17 protein-coding genes are annotated in these 20573 nt (G+C 59.6%); 13 read left to right on the plus strand and 4 right to left on the minus strand.

Annotated elements, in window-relative coordinates; all coding sequences use genetic code 11:
• Positions 1-102 precede the first annotated feature (102 nt).
• The 5 genes from ABMC88_RS09275 to ABMC88_RS09295 are packed head-to-tail and all read left to right on the plus strand — an operon-like array spanning position 103 to position 4676.
• Positions 103-1398, plus strand: coding sequence for an NAD(P)/FAD-dependent oxidoreductase (locus ABMC88_RS09275; RefSeq protein ID WP_349576581.1), 1296 nt, complete (start codon positions 103-105; stop codon positions 1396-1398).
• Complete coding sequence (locus tag ABMC88_RS09280) at positions 1395-2153, plus strand: DUF1365 domain-containing protein (protein ID WP_349576582.1); 759 nt, start codon at positions 1395-1397, stop codon at positions 2151-2153. The genes ABMC88_RS09275 and ABMC88_RS09280 overlap by 4 nt, the downstream gene beginning before the upstream one ends.
• Positions 2153-3385 carry an MFS transporter gene (locus ABMC88_RS09285; RefSeq protein WP_349576583.1) on the plus strand — a complete coding sequence of 411 codons (1233 nt, stop codon included), beginning with the start codon at positions 2153-2155 and terminating at the stop codon, positions 3383-3385. The genes ABMC88_RS09280 and ABMC88_RS09285 overlap by 1 nt, the downstream gene beginning before the upstream one ends.
• Complete coding sequence (locus ABMC88_RS09290) at positions 3382-3948, plus strand: DUF3833 family protein (RefSeq protein WP_349576584.1); 567 nt, start codon at positions 3382-3384, stop codon at positions 3946-3948. Before ABMC88_RS09285 ends, ABMC88_RS09290 begins: the two co-directional genes overlap by 4 nt.
• Positions 3945-4676: an SDR family NAD(P)-dependent oxidoreductase gene (locus ABMC88_RS09295; RefSeq protein WP_349576585.1), complete on the plus strand. Its 732-nt coding sequence runs from the start codon at positions 3945-3947 to the stop codon at positions 4674-4676. The genes ABMC88_RS09290 and ABMC88_RS09295 overlap by 4 nt, the downstream gene beginning before the upstream one ends.
• Positions 4677-4778: 102 nt before the next feature.
• On the opposite strand, the gene ABMC88_RS09300 is transcribed toward ABMC88_RS09295, so the two are convergent.
• Together ABMC88_RS09300 and ABMC88_RS09305 are read right to left on the minus strand one after the other, a co-directional pair.
• Positions 4779-5396 carry a glutathione S-transferase family protein gene (locus tag ABMC88_RS09300; protein WP_349576586.1) on the minus strand — a complete coding sequence of 206 codons (618 nt, stop codon included), beginning with the start codon at positions 5394-5396 and terminating at the stop codon, positions 4779-4781.
• Positions 5397-5410: 14 nt separating this feature from the next.
• Positions 5411-6064, minus strand: coding sequence for a histidine phosphatase family protein (locus tag ABMC88_RS09305; protein ID WP_349576587.1), 654 nt, complete (start codon positions 6062-6064; stop codon positions 5411-5413).
• Between the two features lie 176 nt (positions 6065-6240).
• On the opposite strand from ABMC88_RS09305, the gene fdhF reads away from it, so the two are divergent.
• Complete coding sequence (fdhF, locus tag ABMC88_RS09310) at positions 6241-9009, plus strand: formate dehydrogenase subunit alpha (protein ID WP_349576588.1); 2769 nt, start codon at positions 6241-6243, stop codon at positions 9007-9009.
• 101 nt (positions 9010-9110) lie between these two features.
• On the plus strand, positions 9111-10301 hold the full coding sequence (locus ABMC88_RS09315) for a hydantoinase/carbamoylase family amidase (RefSeq protein ID WP_349576589.1): 1191 nt from the start codon (positions 9111-9113) through the stop codon (positions 10299-10301).
• On the opposite strand, the gene ABMC88_RS09320 is transcribed toward ABMC88_RS09315, so the two are convergent.
• Positions 10298-10999: a response regulator transcription factor gene (locus ABMC88_RS09320; protein ID WP_349576590.1), complete on the minus strand. Its 702-nt coding sequence runs from the start codon at positions 10997-10999 to the stop codon at positions 10298-10300. The two genes, ABMC88_RS09315 and ABMC88_RS09320, sit on opposite strands and share 4 nt — an antisense overlap.
• Positions 10996-12903 (minus strand): hybrid sensor histidine kinase/response regulator, encoded by a 1908-nt coding sequence (locus ABMC88_RS09325; RefSeq protein ID WP_349576591.1) that lies wholly within the window; start codon positions 12901-12903, stop codon positions 10996-10998. Before ABMC88_RS09325 ends, ABMC88_RS09320 begins: the two co-directional genes overlap by 4 nt.
• Positions 12904-13088: 185 nt before the next feature.
• On the opposite strand from ABMC88_RS09325, the gene ABMC88_RS09330 reads away from it, so the two are divergent.
• The 6 genes from ABMC88_RS09330 (at position 13089) to ABMC88_RS09355 (ending at position 20495) form a co-directional block, all read left to right on the plus strand.
• Complete coding sequence (locus ABMC88_RS09330; protein WP_349576592.1) at positions 13089-15059, plus strand: AMP-binding protein; 1971 nt, start codon at positions 13089-13091, stop codon at positions 15057-15059.
• 190 nt (positions 15060-15249) lie between these two features.
• Complete coding sequence (locus tag ABMC88_RS09335) at positions 15250-16008, plus strand: ABC transporter ATP-binding protein (protein ID WP_439655593.1); 759 nt, start codon at positions 15250-15252, stop codon at positions 16006-16008.
• 18 nt (positions 16009-16026) lie between these two features.
• Positions 16027-17034 carry a branched-chain amino acid ABC transporter permease gene (locus tag ABMC88_RS09340; protein ID WP_349576594.1) on the plus strand — a complete coding sequence of 336 codons (1008 nt, stop codon included), beginning with the start codon at positions 16027-16029 and terminating at the stop codon, positions 17032-17034.
• 75 nt (positions 17035-17109) lie between these two features.
• Positions 17110-18222 (plus strand): branched-chain amino acid ABC transporter permease, encoded by a 1113-nt coding sequence (locus ABMC88_RS09345; protein WP_349576595.1) that lies wholly within the window; start codon positions 17110-17112, stop codon positions 18220-18222.
• An 80-nt stretch (positions 18223-18302) separates the two neighbouring features.
• Positions 18303-19586, plus strand: coding sequence for an ABC transporter substrate-binding protein (locus ABMC88_RS09350; RefSeq protein ID WP_349576596.1), 1284 nt, complete (start codon positions 18303-18305; stop codon positions 19584-19586).
• 75 nt (positions 19587-19661) lie between these two features.
• Positions 19662-20495, plus strand: coding sequence for an ABC transporter ATP-binding protein (locus tag ABMC88_RS09355; protein ID WP_349576597.1), 834 nt, complete (start codon positions 19662-19664; stop codon positions 20493-20495).
• The last annotated feature ends 78 nt before the right edge of the window (positions 20496-20573 follow it).

Genomic DNA, 20573 nt, shown 5'->3' on the forward strand with positions numbered 1-20573 from the left:
CCCCACCAAACAAATTTACGTTTCGCTGCAACCAGATCGCACTCCCAAGAGTAGGTAACCGTGAACCAAAGAATATCCCGACCCCAAGGAAACCCCTCATCTATGATTTCCCCTGATTTATCGCCCTCCCGCCGCATTGCAATTATCGGGGCGGGCATCTCTGGCATGGGGGCGGCGCATCGGCTTTGCGAAACCAACCGCGTCACCCTTTTCGAGGCAGGCACCCGCCTTGGCGGTCACGCCCGCACGGTGATGGCAGGTAAGAATGGCAATCAGCCCGTCGACACGGGCTTTCTGGTCTTCAACTACGCCAACTATCCGAACCTCGCTGCGCTCTTCGCCGAGCTTGACGTGCCGGTCGTCAAGTCCAACATGAGCTTTGGCGCCTCGATCGCGGGTGGCAAGCTGGAGTATGCGCTGACCAGTTTCAACGCCATGTTCGCCCAGCGGCGCAATCTGGTGAACCCGAAATTCCTTGGGATGTTGCGCGACGTGATGAAGTTCAACAAGCACGCCTTGCGCATCGCTCAGGACAAGTCGCTGACCATTGCAGATTTCCTGACCAAACTCGGCACCGGGGACTACTTCCGCGACTACTACCTGCTGCCGCTGTCAGGTGCGATCTGGTCCACGCCGACGGAAAAGATCATGGATTTCCCCGCTCATGCGCTGATCCAGTTTTTCGAGAACCACGCGCTGCTTGGCTATTCGGGCCAGCATCAGTGGTACACGGTGAACGGCGGTTCGATCGAATACGTGAACCGCTTGCAGGCAGCGATGGTACAGGGCGGGGTCGACATCCGCCTCAATGCTGCCATTCAGGGCGTGCGCCGTGACGCACAGGGCGTCGAGGTTAAAACCCACGGCGGTGAATGGGAGCGGTTTGACGAGGTCATCATGGCCACCCATTCCGACGACAGCCTTGCCATGCTCGCAGACCCCAGCGTGGACGAGCAAGCCGCCCTTGGCGCCGTCGCCTACCAACCCAATGACGTTGTCCTGCACGCGGATGCCAGCATTATGCCAAAGCGCCGTGCGACATGGGCGTCGTGGGTTTATACCGAGGACGCCCATATCAAATCCGACCGGATTGACCTGACCTATTGGCTCAACTCGTTGCAGCCGATCCCGCAGGACGATCTGCACTTTGTCACGCTCAACACCAAACGCACCATCCGCGAGGATCTGATCTATGATCAGGTAACCCTGCGCCATCCGGTCTATGATCTGGGCGCATTGGCGGCACAAGAACAGGTGCGCGGCATGAACGGCACAAATCACACGTGGTTCTGCGGTGCATGGATGCGCCACGGCTTTCACGAGGACGGCCTGTCAAGCGCGCTCGACGTCGCGGGCGCGCTGCTGGCCCGAAACGCCAACCCCTTGGCGGCCGAGTGAGCAGCACCGTCGATCATATCGTCGGGCATACATACCACGGACGCAAAGGCGCGGTAGAGAACGCCTTTCGCTACTCCATCGACTATGTGCTTCTTGATGCGGAGGACGAAATCAAGACACCCGCGCTCTTCGCCCGAAACGCAGGCGGTATGACCTCTTTGCACGATAGCGACCATGGCGGCGCGCCCAAGCAGGGGCGCGGTGCCGCATGGGCGCGTGACGTGCTGCGTCAATATCAGATCAAAGACATCGCCAAGATCGAGTTGCTGGCGCAGCCGCGTGTTCTGGGCCATGTGTTCAATCCCGTCAGCTTTTGGCTGTGCCGCAGCGAGGCAGGCGGCCTCCGCGCCGTCATTGCAGAAGTGACAAACACCTTTGGCGACCGCCACAGCTATCTGTGCCACCACGCCGACCAACGCGACATCACCCGCAGCGATCAGTTGCACGCGACCAAGTTGATGCACGTCTCTCCGTTTCAGCCCGTCGCGGGGGACTATACCTTTCGCTTTGACATCACCGATGCCCGTGTCGGCATCTGGATCGACTATGGCCGTGAAGCAGGCGGCGTGTTGGCCACGCTAACAGGCAAACGGCAGCGGCTGAGCAACGCCTCGATCCTGCGCAGCATGTGGCGACGCCCGTTGGGCGCGCGTCGGGTGCTGGCACTCATCCACTGGCAAGCGCTCAAACTGTGGTTCAAGGGGGCGACCTTCCGCAGCCAGCCCGCACCGCCGCCCAACGACGTGTCAAAGTGATGAGCAACCGTTTGCCCTCATACGCGCTTTTTGCCGCCTTGCTGGCCTGTGCCGGTCTGCCGATCTATATCCACGCGCCCAAGTTCTATGTCGATGAATACGGCGTGTCCCTGACAGCTTTGGGCGCGGTCTTGTTCGGCTTGCGCCTGCTCGACGTGGTCCAGGATCCGTTGCTGGGCCGTCTGTCTGAGCGGTTGCGCCATCAGCGCGGGCTGGCCGTTGGCATCGCCTGCGGCGTGATTGCGGTTGCGATGGTGGGCCTGTTTGCAGTGCCGCCGCTGACAGGGCCGGTGCTGTGGTTCGGGATTATGCTGACGCTGGTCTTTTCGGCCTTCAGCTTCCTCACGATTTGTTTCTACGCCCAAGGCGTTGCCAAGGCCGAAGGCATGGCAGGCCAAGGCCACCTGCGCTTGGCCCGCTGGCGCGAGACAGGGTCGCTTTTGGGGGTCTGCGTCGCCTCTGTTGCGCCTGTGGCGCTGGGGCTGGTAATGGGCGCACCCTTTGCGGGGTTTGCCGTAGGCTTTGCCGTGCTGGCGGTTGCCGCCGCCCTTGCCATGCGCGGCGAGTGGGTATCGACCGACCTGCCCGAGGGCGCGGGCTTTGCCACTGTTCTACGCGACCCACTTGCACGGCGGCTGTTGTTCATTGCGCTGCTGAATGCCGCGCCTGCTGCGGTCAGCTCAACCCTGTTTCTGTTCTACGTCGAAAGCGCGCTGGGTGCGGCGGGGTACGAGGGGCCCTTACTGCTTTTGTTCTTCCTGTCTGCCGCCGCTGCTGCACCCGTTTGGGGCACGTTGGCCGAACGGTTCGGCACAAAGCGAGTCCTGCTGAGCGCGATGGTGCTGGCGATTTTTGCATTTGGCGGTGCGTTGTTTCTGGGGCAGGGGGATCAGTGGTGGTTCGCGCTGGTCTGCGTCGCCTCGGGCGCGGCGATCGGTGCTGATCTGACGCTGCTGCCTGCACTATTCGCCACGCGGATGGCGAAAATCTCGCCTTCGGCGGCGGAAGGGTTCGGATTGTGGTCATTTGTCTCAAAATTCACCTTGGCCTTGTCGGCGGTCATTCTACTTCCAGTATTGGAGAGCGCGGGTTATGCCAGTGGTGCGCCCGACGCGGCACCAGCCGAGGCGATTGACCTGTTGCGGTTCATGTACGCAGGCGTTCCTTGCGTGCTGAAACTGGCGGCGATCTTTTTGCTGTGGCAGACGAAACTTGATGGGGATGCGCGATGAGCGACGCAGTGTTTTTCTTTTTGCTGGGTGGGGCGGTATTGGCCGTGTTGGTTGCGCTGCGCCGTCGCTTTGCTGACTTTTCTGGCCAGACGGCGGATGACTACTCCGAGGACTACCCGCAGTTTATTATGCGGGAGCATTTGAACGGTCAGATGATCTGCGACGGTGTGATCTTTGGCCCGTTGGGGCGCGTGACAAGCACGTTTACCGCAGATTTCGACATCAGCTGGGACGGCGATATTTGCACGATGGATGAGCTGTTCCACTACAACGACGGCTCGACCCAGACACGCAGCTGGCGGATCGAGCTGGACGGCGGCGGCGGGTTCGAGGCCACGGCAGACGATGTTCCCGGCAAAGCCCGAGGCGAAATTGCAGGGCCCGCCGTGCTGTTCAATTATCTGATAACCCTGCCCGCCGACTCAGGCGGGCACACGCTCAGGGCGTTTGACTGCATGTATCTCACAGACAATGGCACAATCGTGAACCGAAGCCAGTTTCGCAAATTCGGGTTCAGGGTCGCGGAATTGGTCGCAACAATACGTAAGAAGGAAACGGTATGACACAGTGGCAAGGTAAACGGTATTGGCTGGTTGGCGCGAGCGACGGTTTGGGCGCGGCACTGGCCCACACGATGAGCCGCGCAGGCGCCGAAATCGTCCTCTCCGCCCGCTCGGAAGACAAGCTGAACGCGCTGGCGCAGGCTCTGCCGGGCAAGGCACAGGTGGTCACGCTGGATGTGTCTGACGCGCAAAGCGTCGTGCAGGCAGCGGAGGCTGTGGGGGATGTGGACGGCGTTGTGTATCTGGCGGGCGCCTACTGGCCCTTTGGCGCGCAGGATTGGAACGCCGAGCAGGGGGCGATCATGGCAGACGTCAACTTTACCGGCCTCATGCGGGTGATGGGGCAAATCGTTCCGAAGTTCGTAGCGCGTGATGCGGGCCATATCGTTGTGACATCCAGCTTGACGGGGTTCCGCGGGCTGCCCGGCTCGATCGGGTATACAGCGGCGAAGGCGGCGACGATGTCGCTGGCCGAATGCATGTATGCGGATTTGCGCAAAACGGGCGTGCAGGTGCAGGTCGTGAACCCCGGTTTTATCAAGACCCAGTTGACCGAGAAGAACGATTTCAAAATGCCCTTCCTGATGGAGCCTGAATACGCAGCCCGTGAAGTGTTCGAGCATATGAACACCGACAAGTTCAAAAAGAGCTTCCCCTTCCTGTTCTCGCTGTTGTTCCGTGGCAGCCAGCTTTTGCCAGACTGGCTTTATTTCCGCATCTTTTCGTGATCCTGCAGCGCCGCCCCTTCATGGGGCGGCATGCGATTTTTACGGTGGCACCTGCCGACCTGTTGGCTGTCTGCACGCAGAGGTCACAAGTGCCGCAGCGGGTCAGATCATTCCCCGTGCCCGCAGTGATTTGACGCTATCGCGTGCGCCCATACGCTCGAGAAATGCGGTAATCTTCGGGAAGGCGGCAACATCTACGCCATCACCCGCAAGCCAGCAGCACGCGACAAACAGATAGGCATCCGCAAGGCTGAGCGTGCCGCCGCAGACATACGCGCCGCGCAGGCAATCACGCTCAACGTAGGTGGCGCAGGCCGTCATTGTTTCGGGGATTTTGGCGGTCATATCTGCGTGGCTATCGGGGGAGTCCGCCCAGCGGTGGCCGCGCATCTTATGGGCGTGGGCGACATGCAGGGTGGAAGCGATGTAGTACATCACAGACCGCATATGGGCGGCGTCCTCAGGGGCCGACGGCACAAGGTTCGCCTCCGGTGCAATGGCCGCGATATATTCAAGGATCGCTCCGGTTTCGGTCAGGACGGTACCGTTCTCCAGCCCAAGAGCAGGCACGCGGCCTTTGGGGTTCAGTTTTAGGTACTCCGGCTTGGTCTGCGCGCCCTCGGCAAAGTCGAGGCGGGCGAGGTCGTGGTCAATCCCTGCCTCAAGGAGCGCGATCGCGGCGGCGATCGAGATGGTGCCGTTGGCGTAATAAAGCTTCATCCGTTTGGGTCCTTTTAGATATTGGTTTTGGACAGGCTGCGGGTCGGCGTGTCCAGATGCGGCGTTGCGTTGAACAGCACGGGCGACAGGTGGTCGCCAATCGGGTGGAGCTGGTGCAGCGAGGTGTGAAAGATCGCGATGGCCGTGCGGGCCGTGGCCTCGACGCTCAGCGCCATTTGCTGGCCGATCAGGTTGGCGATGACCCCGCCCGAGGTCACGACCAGTGCGGGGCCGCTGCCTGATGCGATCTCGGTCAGGGCATCGCTGATGCGGCTTTGGAAGTGTGCGTATGTCTCTGGCGTGTTCTCCAGCTTGCCGTCTTTCCAGTATTGGAACACCTGTGGCAGGTGGGCGATGAAATCGGCCTGTTCGGTTGGGAAGGGCACGGCGTGCTGGTCGTGCAAAAGCCCCGCGAGGGTGAAATACTCAAGCTCGTTCAGCCGCGCATCGCGGACGGGGTCCAGCCCTGTTGCCATGCCATCCGCCGTCTCGATATGGCGGCGCAGGGTGCCCGTATAAAGTCGCGTATGGTGGGCTGCGGTATCCTTAAGGTGCGTCCCCAGCCATCCCGCCTGCTCATGCCCCAGATCGCTGAGGCGGTCATAGCTGACCTCGTCTTGGGCGGTGGAATTTGCCTGACCGTGGCGGATAAGTGTGATTGTCGACATGGGTGCTCCGGTGTTGTTGCCACAGTGATAGGGGAGGCTATGGCGGCGCGAAAGGGGCGTATCGGAAACGCGGGCGCTTTTGCATGGCGCAAATGCGGTGTTTGGGGTCGGGAACGGTCTTCTCGCAACACGGTTGCGCGGGTAAACCTGAGACAGACACGCAGGAGGGATATGCAATGCCAGATACAGTCACATTCACGCTGGACGGTAAAACCGTCGAGGCGGACGCAGGTTTGACGATCTGGGAAGTGGCCAATGGCCGTGGTCTGAAAATCCCGCACCTGTGCCACAAACCCGCACCCGGCTACCGCCCCGACGGCAACTGCCGCGCCTGCATGGTCGAGATCGAGGGAGAACGGACATTGGCCGCCTCGTGCATCCGCGAACCTTCCGAGGGGATGGTGGTAACGACTGACAGTGCGCGGGCAGAAAGCGCACGCAAGATGGTTGTCGAATTGCTGATGACGGACATGCCCGAACAAGAGGTGGCCCATGACAAATCCAGCCACATGTGGGACATGGCCGACTTGAATGGCGTGGAGGGCAGCCGCTTTCCCAAGCTCGAAGAGGGCCGCATTCCGCTGCTGGATGACAGCCACGTTGCGATGAGCGTGAATTTGGACGCCTGCATTTCCTGCGGCTTGTGCGTGCGGGCCTGCCGCGAGGTGCAGGTGAACGATGTAATCGGCATGTCGGGCCGCGGCCACGACAGCTATCCCACATTCGACATGGCCGACCCGATGGGGGCCTCCAGCTGCGTGGCCTGCGGCGAATGTGTACAAGCCTGCCCCACAGGCGCGTTGATGCCGTCGAGTGTGGTGGACGAGAATCAGGTCGGCGACAGCGCCGATTTTGACAAAGAGGTCGAAAGCATCTGCCCCTTCTGCGGTGTTGGCTGTCAAATCTCGCTCAAGATCAAGGACGACAAGGTCAAATATGTGGACGGCATTAACGGCCCCGCGAACGAGGGGCGGCTGTGCGTCAAAGGGCGCTTTGGCTTTGACTATATCCACCACGACCACCGCCTGACCAAGCCGTTGATCCGCCGCGACGATGCGCCCGTCAAAGGTTTGAACGTGGACCCCGGCAACTATCTGGAAGTTTTCCGTGAGGCGACATGGGACGAGGCGCTGGATGCGGCGGCGAAGGGGCTGAAAGACATCGGCGGCACGGGCGTTGCGGGCTTTGGTTCAGCCAAATGTACGAACGAGGAAGCCTACCTGTTTCAGAAGATCATCCGCCAAGGCTTTGGCCACAATAACGTCGATCACTGCACGCGGTTGTGCCATGCGTCCTCCGTCTCGGCCTTGCTCGAGAACGTCGGGTCGGGCGCTGTGACCGCGACCTTTAACGAGATCGAGAACGCCGATGTGGCGATTGCCATCGGCTGTAACCCGATTGAGAACCACCCTGTCGCAGCAACCTATTTCAAGCAGTTCACCAAACGCGGTGGCAAGCTGATTGTGATGGACCCGCGGGGCCAAGCGCTCAAACGGTTCTCCTCGCATATGCTGCAATTCCGTCCCGGCACGGATGTGTCCATGCTCAACGCGATCATGCATGTGATCGTCGAGGAAGAGCTGTACGACACCCAATACATCGAAGCCTATACCGAGAATTGGGAAGCAGAGAAGGCGCACCTGAAGGATTTCACCCCCGAGAGGATGGCCGAAATTTGCGGCATTGACGCCGAGACCCTGCGCGATGTGGCCCGCACCTTTGCCGGTGCAAAATCCGCGATGATCTTCTGGGGCATGGGTGTGAGCCAGCACATCCACGGCACCGACAATGCGCGCTGTTTGATTAGCCTTGCGCTGATGACCGGCCAAGTGGGCCGCCCCGGTGCGGGCCTGCACCCGCTGCGCGGCCAGAACAACGTGCAAGGGGCATCCGACGCGGGGCTGATCCCGATGTTCCTGCCCGACTATCAATCCGTCACTGATGACGGCGTGCGCAGTGCGTTCACGGATGTCTGGGAAAGCGGCGATTTCAGCGCCGAAAAGGGCCTGACGGTGACCGAGATTCTGGATGCGGTCCATGCAGGCGCCATCAAGGGCATGTATATCCTTGGCGAAAACCCCGCCATGTCCGACCCTGATGTAGAGCACGCGCGCGACGCGCTGGCCAAGCTCGACCATCTGGTAGTGCAGGATATTTTTATTACAGAGACAGCAAACTTTGCCAATGTGATCCTGCCCGCCTCGGCCTTTGCCGAAAAATCTGGGACGGTGACCAACACCAACCGTCAGGTGCAGATGGGCCGCCGCGCGGTATCGCCACCCGGTGAGGCGCGTGAGGATTGGTGGATCGAGTTGGAACTGGCGAAACGTCTGGGGCTTGATTGGTCCTATGACAGCCCCGCCGATATCTTCGCCGAGATGAAGCAAAACATGAACTCGCTCAACAACATCACATGGGAGCGGCTGGAGAGCCAGAACGCGGTCACCTACCCGTCGCTGAGCCCCGAAGACCCCGGTCAGGCGATTGTCTTTACCGATGGCTTCCCGCGTCCCGATGGGCGTGCGCGGTTCACCCCCGCCAGCATCATCGCGCCCGACGACACGCCTGATGCGGAGTATCCGATGATCCTGACCACGGGGCGTCAATTGGAGCATTGGCACACGGGCTCCATGACGCGGCGGGCGACTGTGCTGGACGGGTTGGAGCCTGAGGCGAACTGCTCGCTCCATCCGTCAACCTTGCGCAAGCTGGGTGTTGAGGCGGGTGATCTGGTGCGGTTGACGACCAAACGCGGCAGCATCGAGATTATGGCGCGGATGGACCGTGCCGTATCGCCCGACATGGTATTTTTGCCGTTTGCCTATGTGGAGGCTGCGGCAAATATTCTGACCAACCCTGCCGTCGACCCTTATGGTAAAATCCCCGAGTTCAAGTTCTCTGCTGTGAAAGTAGAAGCCGTACGCGGGGCGGTTGCTGCGGAGTGATCGGAGTGTGCGCTTGCGCGTTCGATTTTATTTTGCTGATGAGGGGCTTTGTCCCTCAAACTCCCCAGAGGATATAGGGCCAGAAAAAATAGGAGAGTGCTGTGCAGGTTGATAGGGCGCGGTTTTTGGCGGATTTGCATGGGTTGCGTGCGTTTGGTGCTTGTGGGGCAGGTGTTGTGCGGCCTGCATATTCAGAGGCTGACATGGCTGCGCGGGGCTGGCTTGCCCAGCGGTTTGAGGCTGCGGGGCTGCGGGTGCAGACCGATGCGATGGGCAATCTGTTTGGTTTGGCGGACGGGCCTTCGATCTTGCTGGGTTCGCATAGTGACAGCCAGCCAGAGGGCGGGTGGCTGGACGGGGCGCTGGGCGTGATCGCGGCATTGGAAGTGGCGCGGGCCAGTCGTGAGGCGGGTGGGCCTGCCGTGTCTGTAGTCTCGTTTCAGGATGAAGAGGGGCGGTTTGGTGTAACCACGGGCAGCGCCGTTTGGTCGGGGCATCTGGCGCTGGCCGAGGCGGATAAATTGCTGGATCACGGCGGGGTGTCGTTGGCGCAGGCGCGGCGTGTTGTGGCAGGCGCGGGGGCGGTTGATCCCTCGCAATTTACCGGATTTATCGAAATGCACATCGAACAGGGGCCTGTTCTGGATACAGTCGGGGAGCGGATTGGCGTTGTCTCGGATATTGTTGGTATCCGCGACATGAAGATCACGTTTGACGGGCAGCAGAACCACGCGGGCACCACGCCGATGCATTTGCGGCGGGATGCGTTTCAGGCGGTTGCGGCATTTAATCGTCTGGTTGAAGAACGGTTTGCGCCTGTTGTGACGCCCGCGACCGTCTGGACAATCGGACATTTGAGCATGCATCCCAATGCCTCGTCCATCGTGCCGGGACGTGCCGTGTTTTCGATGCAATGGCGGGACGGGGATGCAGAGCGGTTGGCCGCGATGGAGCGGATTATTCGCGATACCGCGCAGGAGGTGGCCAAGCGGCGGGGGCTGGATGTGGCCTTTGGTCCGATGTCGGGGTTGGAACCTGTGGCGATGGACGCCCGTTTGCGCGGCGCGTTAGAGGCCAGCGCGCAGGATTTGGTGCCTGACGCATGGCGCGTGATGCCGTCAGGCGCGTTGCATGATGCGACCAACGTGGCGCGGCTGATGCCTGTGGCGATGCTGTTTGTTCCGTCGATTGGCGGTATCAGTCATGCGTTTGAGGAAGACACAGCCGAGGCGGATCTGATCACGGGGGTACAGGTTCTGGCGCGTGCTGTTGCCGCGCTGCACGCGGGTTAGATCCAGCTGACCTCGCCCAAAAAGATATAGCCCGCGCCGTAGATTGTTTTGATGAGTTGCGGGTTCTTGGGATCCTCGCGCAGCTTGGTGCGCAGGCGTGAAATGCGGACATCCATGGCACGGTCAAAGCTTTCGGAGGCGGCCCCGCCGAGGCTGCTTTGCATTTGGCTGCGGCTGATCAGGCGTTTGGGGGCGTCAAGGAACAGGCGCAGGACTTCGCCCTCGGCGTGGCTGAACGGGGTTTCGATCCCATCGGCATCTTCCAGTGTGTAGCTGTCGAAATGTGCAGTCCAGCCGTTGAAGCGGGCGGTGTTGCTGGTGCGGGTTGCGGGCCGTGCGCCGCGCAGGCGTGCGCGGATGCGGGCGACGACTTCGGCGGGGTCGAACGGCTTGCTGATGTAGTCGTCAGCGCCCAGTTCTAACCCCGTCACGCGGTCTTGAACTTGGGCGCGGCCGGAAATGATGATGACCACCGCCCCTTGCTCCAGCGCCAAGCGATGCACAAGGGTCAGCCCGTCGGTGTCGGGCAATGACAGATCGACAAGGCAGACATCGGGTGTGCGTTGTTTCAACGCCGCTTCAAAGGCAGAGGCGCGGCCAAAGCTTTGGGTCTCGAACCCTGCATCGCGCAGCACGTCCGACAGCAGCGTGCGGATTGCGGGTTCATCGTCGAGGATGCTGATCAGGGGTTTGGTCATACTGTGGCCTTTGGCGGTTGCGCGACAAGCGCAGTCAGGTCGTGCGCAGTGAACGGTTTGCGCAGGACGGGCGCGTGTTGCTGTGCTTGGGTAAACAGGGGCGCGTCGGGCGGCAGGGAGGTCATCAGGATCAGCGGAGGGCTGTGTGGCCCCAACCGCTGTGCCAGATCAATGCCGGTGCTGTCGCCCTCTAGCTGGATATCGGACAGCACCAGCGCGATATCAGGCAGATCAGCGAGCAGGGCCGAGGCCTCATCTGCGGTGGCGGCCTCGATCACCGAATAGCCCATTTGCATCAGCATATCGCGCATCAGGGCGCGCAGGTCGTCGCGGTCTTCGACCAGCAGTGCAAGGCCCGTGGTAGAGGGAACAGCCGCGCGGTAGGGCAGGCGCAGCGTGACCTCGGCACCCATTGCGGTATTGGCCAGTTGCACGTCACCGCCTGCCAGTTTTGTCATGTCATACACCATGGGCAGGCCCAGCCCCGACCCTTCGGCGCCTTTGGTGGTAAAGAACGGATCAAGCGCCTTTTCCAGAGCAGCGTCAGAGAACCCGCCGCCCGTGTCGCCGATGCGGAATTCGATCCATGTGTCATGCACGCATTGCACATGAAGGGTGATGCGCCCCGTTGTGCCCATCGCGTCACGGGCGTTCAGCACCAGATTGAGCAGGGCGTCCTGCAACATACCACCATCCAAAAGGACAGGCCCGACCTCGTCGAGGGTCAGGGTGATCTCCATCCCCTCGGGCAGGGTGGGCTGCGCGAGCGTGATCAGGTCGTGGCACAGGGCGGTGACATCGGTTGCTGTCGGGCGCAGGCTGCGCGGGCCTGTGATTTGCGCGATAGAGGATAAAAGCGTACCGCCACGGCGGGCTGCCACAAGGGTGCCCTCAATCAGGGCGGGGGCCTCGGGGGGGAGGTTGGTGATCCCTTCAAGGCGCGATTGCAGGCCAAGGATGATGGTCAGCAGATTTGAAAAATCATGCGCCAGCCCCGAGGTGATCTGTGCGGCAAGCGCGCGTCGGCTGCTTTGTTGCAGGGCGGCGCGGGTTTGGGTTTCTTCGGTCACATCCATTGTCATGATATACACGCCGCCCATCTGGTCCGGCGTAAAGGACGAACGGATGCGCCGCGCACTGGTGTCATCGGTGAATTCCTGCACCGTGGCCGTGCCGCCATAGGCTGCCGTAAGCGCGGTCAGGATCTTTGCGTGAGTTTCCTCGCCCAGCACTTCGCGGATCGGCCGTCCGAGGATCTCCGTGCCGCGGTGAGGGAGGATCATGGCCAGCCGCTGGTTCGAATAGGTGTAGTGGCCTGTCGCATCGACATGCGCGATATGGGCGGGCATCATTTCAGTCGTCAGGCGGGCGCGGGCTTCGGATGCGGTCAGCTGGCGCTTGGTTTCTTCCAGCGTGGTAATCATCGCGGCCAGTTCGCGGTTGGTCTGTGCCAGTTGTTCGCTGTGCGACAGCACCTGATCGCTCAGCGCATCGGACCGTGCGCGCAGCAACGCCTCTTGGGCTTTGGTTGCGGAAATATCTGTATAGACCGCCACCCAGCCGCCATCGGGCAGGGGCGAGCCTTCGACGCTGATGGTGCGGCCGTTGGCGCGGGTGCGCTCCATATAATGCGGTTGGAACGCTTGGGCCTGACTGGTGCGCTCTGCGACGAAGGCTGCAATACCACCGACCTCGCCGTATTCGCCGCGGCTGGCGAGATGGGTGATTGTATCGTGAAAGGGGGCCCCGGGTGTGACCAGCGATTGGGGCAGGTCAAACATGGTCTGGAAAGGGGCGTTGCACACGACCAACCGCAGATCACTATCGTAGATCGTCAGACCTTGGGCGATCAGGTTCAGACCTGCCATCGTCATGGATTTTGTGTGATCATCGCGGTTTTGCATAAGGCGCAGTTTGCACCCGCAGGCTGGGGTGTCAAAGGGGCAGGCCGTCTTGTTACAATTCGTTGTGATTGAGAAAACATCAGGAAAAAGTTGACGCTGACAGTAACCCTGCCATTCTTGGCGCCATACTGAATCGCGCAAACGCGGTCGGCCTGTTTTGAAGACAGGACTTGGGAGGATACACTTTGGCTTTGATTGAATGTCCTGCGGGGCAACCTGCATCTGTTCCGGCATTGCTGCACCGCAATGCAAAGCAGTTTGCGAACGCACCTGCCTACCGTGAAAAAGAATACGGCATCTGGCAGAGCTGGACGTGGTCGCAGACCCGTAACGAGGTTGAGGCGCTTGCGCTTGGCTTTCTTGCGCTGGGTCTGAATGAGGGCGACTTTGTCGCCATCATCGGTCGCAACCGCCCCTATCTGTACTGGGCGATGATGGCCGCCGAGATGTGCGGCGCGGTGCCTGTGCCGCTGTACCAAGACGCCAATGCCGAAGAGATGGCCTATGTGATGAACCACTGCGGTGCGCGTTTTGCCGTGGTGGGCGACCAAGAGCAGGTCGACAAGGTTTTCGAAGTGCAGGAGCAACTGCCCGAGTTCGAGCGGATGATCTATCTGGATGCACGCGGCTTGCGCAAATATGACCATGCCGCTTTGAACCAGTACAGTGATGTGCAGGACATGGGCCGCAAGGCGCGTGATGCCCACATCAAAGAGCTGGAAGCGCGTCAGGCAAAGTTGAATTACGACACCACGGGCGTGATGCTTTATACCTCTGGCACCACGGGCAAGCCCAAGGGCGTTGTGCTGAGCAACCGCAACATCATCGAGACGGCCAAGTCTTCGTCCGAGTTTGATAACTTGCAGCAGACAGATGAGATTCTGGCCTATTTGCCGATGGCATGGGTCGGGGATTTCATTTTCTCGGTGGGTCAGGCGCTGTGGACGGGGTTTTGTACCAACTGCCCCGAGAGTGCGGACACGATGCATGTCGACCTGCGCGAAATCGGGCCGACCTATTATTTCGCCCCGCCGCGTGTTTTCGAGACGCAGCTGACCAATGTGATGATCCGCATGGAAGACGCGAGCAAGTTCAAGAAGAAGCTGTTTGACCACTATATGGCGCACGCGCGCAAAGTGGGGTCGGCCATTCTGGATGGTGAGGAAGTCAGCTTTGGCGACAAGCTGAAGTACCGTTTGGGGGAGCTGTTTATCTACGGCCCGCTGAAAAACACGCTTGGGTTCAGTCGTGTGCGCGTGGGCTACACCGCCGGTGAGGCGATTGGCCCCGAGATTTTCGATTTCTACCGCAGCCTCGGGATCAACCTGAAGCAGCTTTATGGCCAGACCGAAGCGACAGTGTTCATCACCGCGCAGCCCGACGGGCAGGTGCGCAGCGATACCGTTGGTGTGACCTGTCCCGGTGTGGAGCTGAAGATTGCCGACAATGGCGAGGTCTTCTACCGCTCACCCGGTGTGTTTGTAGAGTATTACAAAAACGCGGAAAGCACGGCCGATACCAAGGACGCCGAAGGCTGGGTTGCCACGGGTGACGCGGGCTTTGTCGAGCCTGACACGGGCCATTTGCGGATTATTGACCGCGCCAAGGATGTTGGCAAAATGGCCAATGGCTCGCTGTTCGCGCCTAAATATGTCGAGAATAAGCTGAAGTTCTTCCCGAATGTTCTGGAGGCTGTGGTCTTTGGCAATGGCAAGGACGAATGCACGGCGTTTATCAACATCGACCTCACGGCGGTCGGCAACTGGGCCGAGCGCAACAACATCGGCTATGCATCCTATCAGGAACTGGCGCGGCACCCGCAGGTGATGGCGCAGATTCAGGAACATGTGGAGGCGGTGAATGCCTCGGTTGCCGAGGACGAGATGTTGTCGGGCTGCCAGATCCACCGCTTTGTAGTACTACACAAAGAGCTGGATGCGGATGACGGTGAATTGACGCGGACGCGCAAGGTGCGCCGCCGTATCATCGAAGAGAAATACGGCGATATTATTGCAGCGCTCTACGATGGCTCGCCTCAGGTGAGTACCGAGACCGAAGTGACTTATGAAGATGGGCGCAAGGGGGCGATCAAGGCAACGCTGGAAGTGCGCGATGCGAAGGTCTTTGCGGACAATCGCAAGATGGCGGCAGAATGATGGATGTCTTGCGACGCGCGTGTGCCACGACGCCCCGCCCGCCATCCCTTTTGGTTGCGAACGCGGGTGTCGCGTTTGGTGAGGGTGCGGGATTGAGTTTAATTGGCAAAATGAAGATGGGGGTCCGCGCGTGAAAGATAGCGTCGAGAGTTATGTGACCGAAGACGGGCGCACGATTGGGCCTGTTGTCATGGAGATGAAGAACATCACTCTGCGGTTTGGCGGGGTTGAGGCGATCAAGGACATCTCGTTTGATATTCGTGAGGGCGAAATCCGTGCGATTATCGGGCCGAACGGGGCGGGTAAATCGTCCATGCTCAATGTGATTTCGGGCTTCTATGTCCCGCAGGAAGGCGAGGTCTGGTATAAGGGTGCGCGGCGTCCGGCGGTGAAGCCTTTTGAGGTTGCGCAGCAGGGGATTGCGCGGACGTTCCAGAATATCGCCTTGTTTGAGGGGATGAGCGTTCTGGACAACGTGATGACCGGCCGTTTGACGCATATGAAGTCGGGGATGTTCTCGCAGATGTTGTGGCGCGGAGCGGCGGAGCGTGAAGAGGTCGAGAACCGTGAAGTTGCCGAGAAGATCATTGATTTTCTGGAAATTCAGGCCATTCGCAAGACACCTGTGGCGCGTCTGCCTTACGGGTTGAAGAAGCGGGTCGAGTTGGCACGGGCACTGGCTGCCGAGCCTTCGATCTTGCTACTGGATGAGCCGATGGCGGGGATGAACGTCGAGGAAAAAGAGGACATGAGCCGCTTTATCCTGTCGGTGAATGATGAATTTGGCACCACGATTGCGCTCATTGAGCATGACATGGGTGTTGTGATGGACCTGAGCGACCGTGTGGTTGTGATGGATTACGGCAAGAAGATCGGCGACGGAACGCCGCATGATGTGCGCAACAATCAGGCTGTGATTGATGCGTATCTGGGTGTGGCACATGACTGATCTTGGGGGAGCTGTGTGATGAACGAACAACTAGCGTTTACAATCGAGGTTTTTGCCAACGGGCTGATGGCGGGAGTGCTTTATGCGCTGGTCGCACTCGGCTTTGTGCTGATCTATAAGGCGTCGGGGATTTTCAACTATGCCCAAGGGGTTATGGCACTGTTTGCGGCGATGACCTTGGTCGGGATCCAGAACGGGCAGGTGCCGTTTGCGCATTTGATCAACGCAATATTCGGCTTGGATGTGCACAAGTTCGGCTGGCATGTGCATTCATTCATCGCGATCATTCTGACGGTGTTTGTGATGGTTGCCCTTGCCTGGGCTGTGCAGCGGTTCGTCTTCCGCCATCTGGTGGGGCAAGAGCCTATCATTCTGTTCATGGCGACGATTGGCCTGGCCTACTTCCTTGAAGGGGTGGCGGATTTGATGTGGGGCTCCGAGCTGAAGGCGTTGAATGTCTGTGCGGCTGAGGGTGCGTGCCTGCCGCAGGGGATGAACGTCTGGCTCGAGGGCACGACTTATGAAGCCTTCGGTTACGGCTTCTTCATCGACAACCTTGATATCGTGGCGAGCATTATTGCGATCCTGTTGGTTGCGGGGCTGGTGATGTTTGCTCAGTACACCAAGCAGGGCCGCGCCATGCGGGCTGTGGCGGATGACCATCAGGCGGCCTTGTCTGTTGGTGTGTCGTTGAACTTCATCTGGATTTTCGTGTGGTCGCTGGCGGGGTTTGTTGCCTTAGTCGCGGGGATTATGTGGGGGGCAAAGTCTGGCGTTCAGTTCTCGCTGTCGCTGATTGCTTTGAAGGCTTTGCCGGTTTTGATGCTTGGTGGGTTTACCTCCATTCCGGGGGCTATCGTGGGTGGTCTGATCATCGGTGTGGGTGAGAAGCTGTTTGAATTCCTGATCGGTGCGCCCTTCCTTGGGGGTGCGACGGAGAACTGGTTTGCTTACATGCTGGCGCTTTTGTTCTTGGTTTTCCGTCCGCAGGGCTTGTTCGGGGAGAAGATCATTGAACGTGTGTGATTTGGCCCGCGTGGGCTGGGGCGCTGCCCCAGACCCCGGAGTTTATAGGCAAAATAAAGAAGAGGGGCGCAGCTGATGTTCTACCGTGAAGCAGGCGATTTTAGTACGACTTACGCCGAGGATCAGCAGACGTTCCCGATCAAGTTTGACCGGTATCGTTATTACTTTGTCTTGTTCATTGCCATCGTTGTGGTCCCCTTTGTGGTTAATGACTATTGGGTGAACTCGCTGCTGCTGCCGTTCCTGATCTATGCGATTGCGGCGCTGGGCTTGAATATCCTTGTGGGATATTGCGGGCAGGTGTCCTTGGGGACAGGCGGGTTCATGGCGGTGGGCGCCTATGCGTGCTACAAGTTCATGACAGGCGTCGACATCTGGTGGGGCGGCGAATTGCTGTTCCGACTGCCTGAATTCAACATCTTTTTCAGCGTTATCATGGGCGGTGTAATGACCGCACTTGTTGGCGTGTTGTTTGGTCTGCCCAGTTTGCGGATCAAAGGGTTCTATCTGGCGGTGGCGACGCTTGCCGCGCAGTTCTTCCTTGTGTGGCTGTTCAACCGTGTGGCGTGGTTCTACAACTACTCGGCCTCCGGCCAGATCAACGCGCCCGAGCGGGACCTGTTCGGCGTCCTTTTGACAGGTCCATCGACCGAGCCCTGGGCGACATATCTTTTCTGTCTCTTCTTCACCATCGTCAGCGCCTATGTGGCGCGCAACCTCACGCGCGGCTCGGCGGGCCGCAAATGGATGGCGATCCGTGATATGGACATCGCGGCCGAGATCATCGGCGTGAACCCGCTGCGCGCCAAGCTAACGGCGTTCATGGTCTCGTCCTTCTTTATCGGCATCTCGGGTGCGCTGTTCTTTGCGGTCTATCTGGGCGCTGTGGAAGTGGGCGAAGTCTTTGGCATCCAGAAATCGTTTCTGGTGCTGTTCATGATCATCATCGGCGGGCTCGGCTCGATCTTCGGGTCATTCGCGGGTGCGGCGTTTCTGGTGCTGCTGCCTGTTGCGCTCAAGGTTGTTGGCGTGGACTGGTTCGGCTGGCCCACCGATATTGTGGCGCATTTGAACCTTGTCGTCGTCGGCTTTTTGATCATCGTATTCCTGATCGCAGAGCCGCATGGCATCGCACAACTGTGGCGCGTCGCAAAAGAGAAACTGAGATTGTGGCCCTTCCCGCACTGACGGGCAGGACCATGAACAACGAAAGCGGGACAACCTGCTCACTAAACCAATCGGATAAAATCCAAGGGAGGAAACTACCGATGAAATATAAACTAGGTACATTGGCCGTCGCGGCCGTGATGGGCGCAAGCCCCGTTCTGGCGGACCTTGTGTTCCCATCGCTGAGCTATCGCACAGGCCCATATGCGGCGGGCGGTATTCCGTTTGCAGATGGCTATGCCGACTACTTCTCCATGCTGAACGAGCGTGACGGCGGGATCGGCGGCGTGATGACCCGCGTGCTGGAATGTGAAACCGGCTATAACACCGAGAAAGGTGTTGAATGCTACGAATCCACCAAGGGCGAAGGCTCGCTGGTGTATCAACCGCTCTCCACTGGTATCACCTACCAGCTGATCCCGAAAACCACGGCGGACGGCATCCCGATGCACACCATGGGTTATGGCCGTACTTCTGCTGCGAACGGCGAAGTGTTCAGCCACACGTTCAACTACCCTGCCAACTACTGGAACGGTGCCTCTGGCGCGATCAACTATCTGCTGGGCGAAAACGGCGGTGATCTGAAGGGCAAGAAAGTAGCACTCGTTTATCACAACTCTGCCTACGGCAAAGAGCCGATCCGCACGCTGGAAACACTTGCTGAAAAGCACGGGTTCGAGTTCAAAGGCGTGCCAGTTGACCACCCAGGTCAGGAGCAGAAATCACAGTGGCTGCAAATCCGCCGTGACAAACCTGACTATGTGATCATGTACGGTTGGGGCGTGATGAACCAGGTTGCGGTGCAAGAAGCGGCCAACATCCGTTTCAACATGGAAAACTTCATCGGCATTTGGTGGTCCGGTTCCGAGAATGACGTGCTCGCAGCAGGCGACGCGGCCAACGGCTACAAGGCGCTGACATTCCACGGTGTGGGCAGTGACTTCCCCGTGTTCGACGACATCAAAACCCACGTTGTCGACAAGGGCAACGCGGCAGGCGCCGGCGATCAAATCGGCACGGTTCTGTATAACCGCGGCATGTACGCGGCAATGCTGGCCGCCGAAGCTGTGAAAACAGCCCAAGCGATCCACGGCGAGATGGACATCACCCCCGCGATGATGCGCGACGGTATGGAAGCGTTGGAAATGACCGAAGCCAAGATGGCGGCTCTCGGCCTGCCGAACTTCGGGCCAGAGTTCAACGTGTCTTGCGCAAACCATGGTGGTGAAGGCCTTGTCGGCATGACCCAGTGGGATGCATCGTCCAAGACGTGGAGCCTCGTTTCCGACTTCGCTCCCTCCGACATGGATGTGATCGGGCCACTGATCAAAGAAGATTCCGAAGCCTACGCTGCGGAAAACAACATCGAAGCCGGTTGCAAGTAAGCTGCGCGTTCTCTCTGGCCGCTGCATCTCGTAGCGGCCAGAGAATTTGCAAGAATTCAAGAAGGGTCAAGGCACATGCTGGACACGAACTCCCCATCGGTTGAGGTTGAGAACGTTCTCGAAGTGAACAACATCGAGGTGATCTATAATCACGTGATCCTTGTCCTGAAGGGCGTGAGCCTGAACGTCCCCAAGGGCGGCATCACTGCGCTGCTGGGCGGTAACGGCGCGGGTAAGACGACGACGCTCAAGGCGATCTCGGGATTGCTTGCGTCCGAGCGGGGCGAAGTGACCAAAGGCTCGATCAAATACCGCGGCGATGTGATCCAACATCAAGACCCCGCCGAGACGGTGAAAAAGGGTGTCGTTCAGGTGATGGAGGGCCGTCACTGTTTCGAACACCTCACGATTGAAGAAAACCTGATGACGGGTGCCTACACCCGTACGGATGGTAAAGGCGCAATCGCAGCCGACCTCGAGATGGTCTATAACTACTTCCCGCGCCTGCGCCAGCGCCGCAAATCCCAAGCGGGCTATACCTCGGGCGGCGAACAGCAGATGTGCGCCGTGGGTCGCGCATTGATGAGCCGCCCCGAGACGATCCTGCTGGACGAGCCGTCGATGGGCCTTGCGCCGCAGTTGGTGGAACAGATTTTCAACATCGTAAAAGAGATCAACGAAAAAGAAGGCGTGACCTTCCTGTTGGCCGAGCAGAACACAAACGTGGCCCTGCGGTTCGCCCACTACGGCTATATCCTGGAGAGTGGCCGCGTGGTGATGGACGGCCCTGCCGCCGATCTGCGCGAAAATCAGGATGTGAAAGAATTCTATCTGGGCATGTCCGACGAGGGCCGCAAATCCTTCCGCGATGTGCGCAGCTATCGCCGCCGCAAGCGCTGGCTCAGCTGATCACGGCGGGGCCGACGGGCGCACCGATACACACAAAGACGACGTATGCCGCACGCCATTAGTCCGCGTGCCGCCTCA

The sequence above is a fragment of the Sulfitobacter aquimarinus genome (assembly GCF_040149565.1).
Lineage (GTDB): Bacteria > Pseudomonadota > Alphaproteobacteria > Rhodobacterales > Rhodobacteraceae > Sulfitobacter > Sulfitobacter aquimarinus.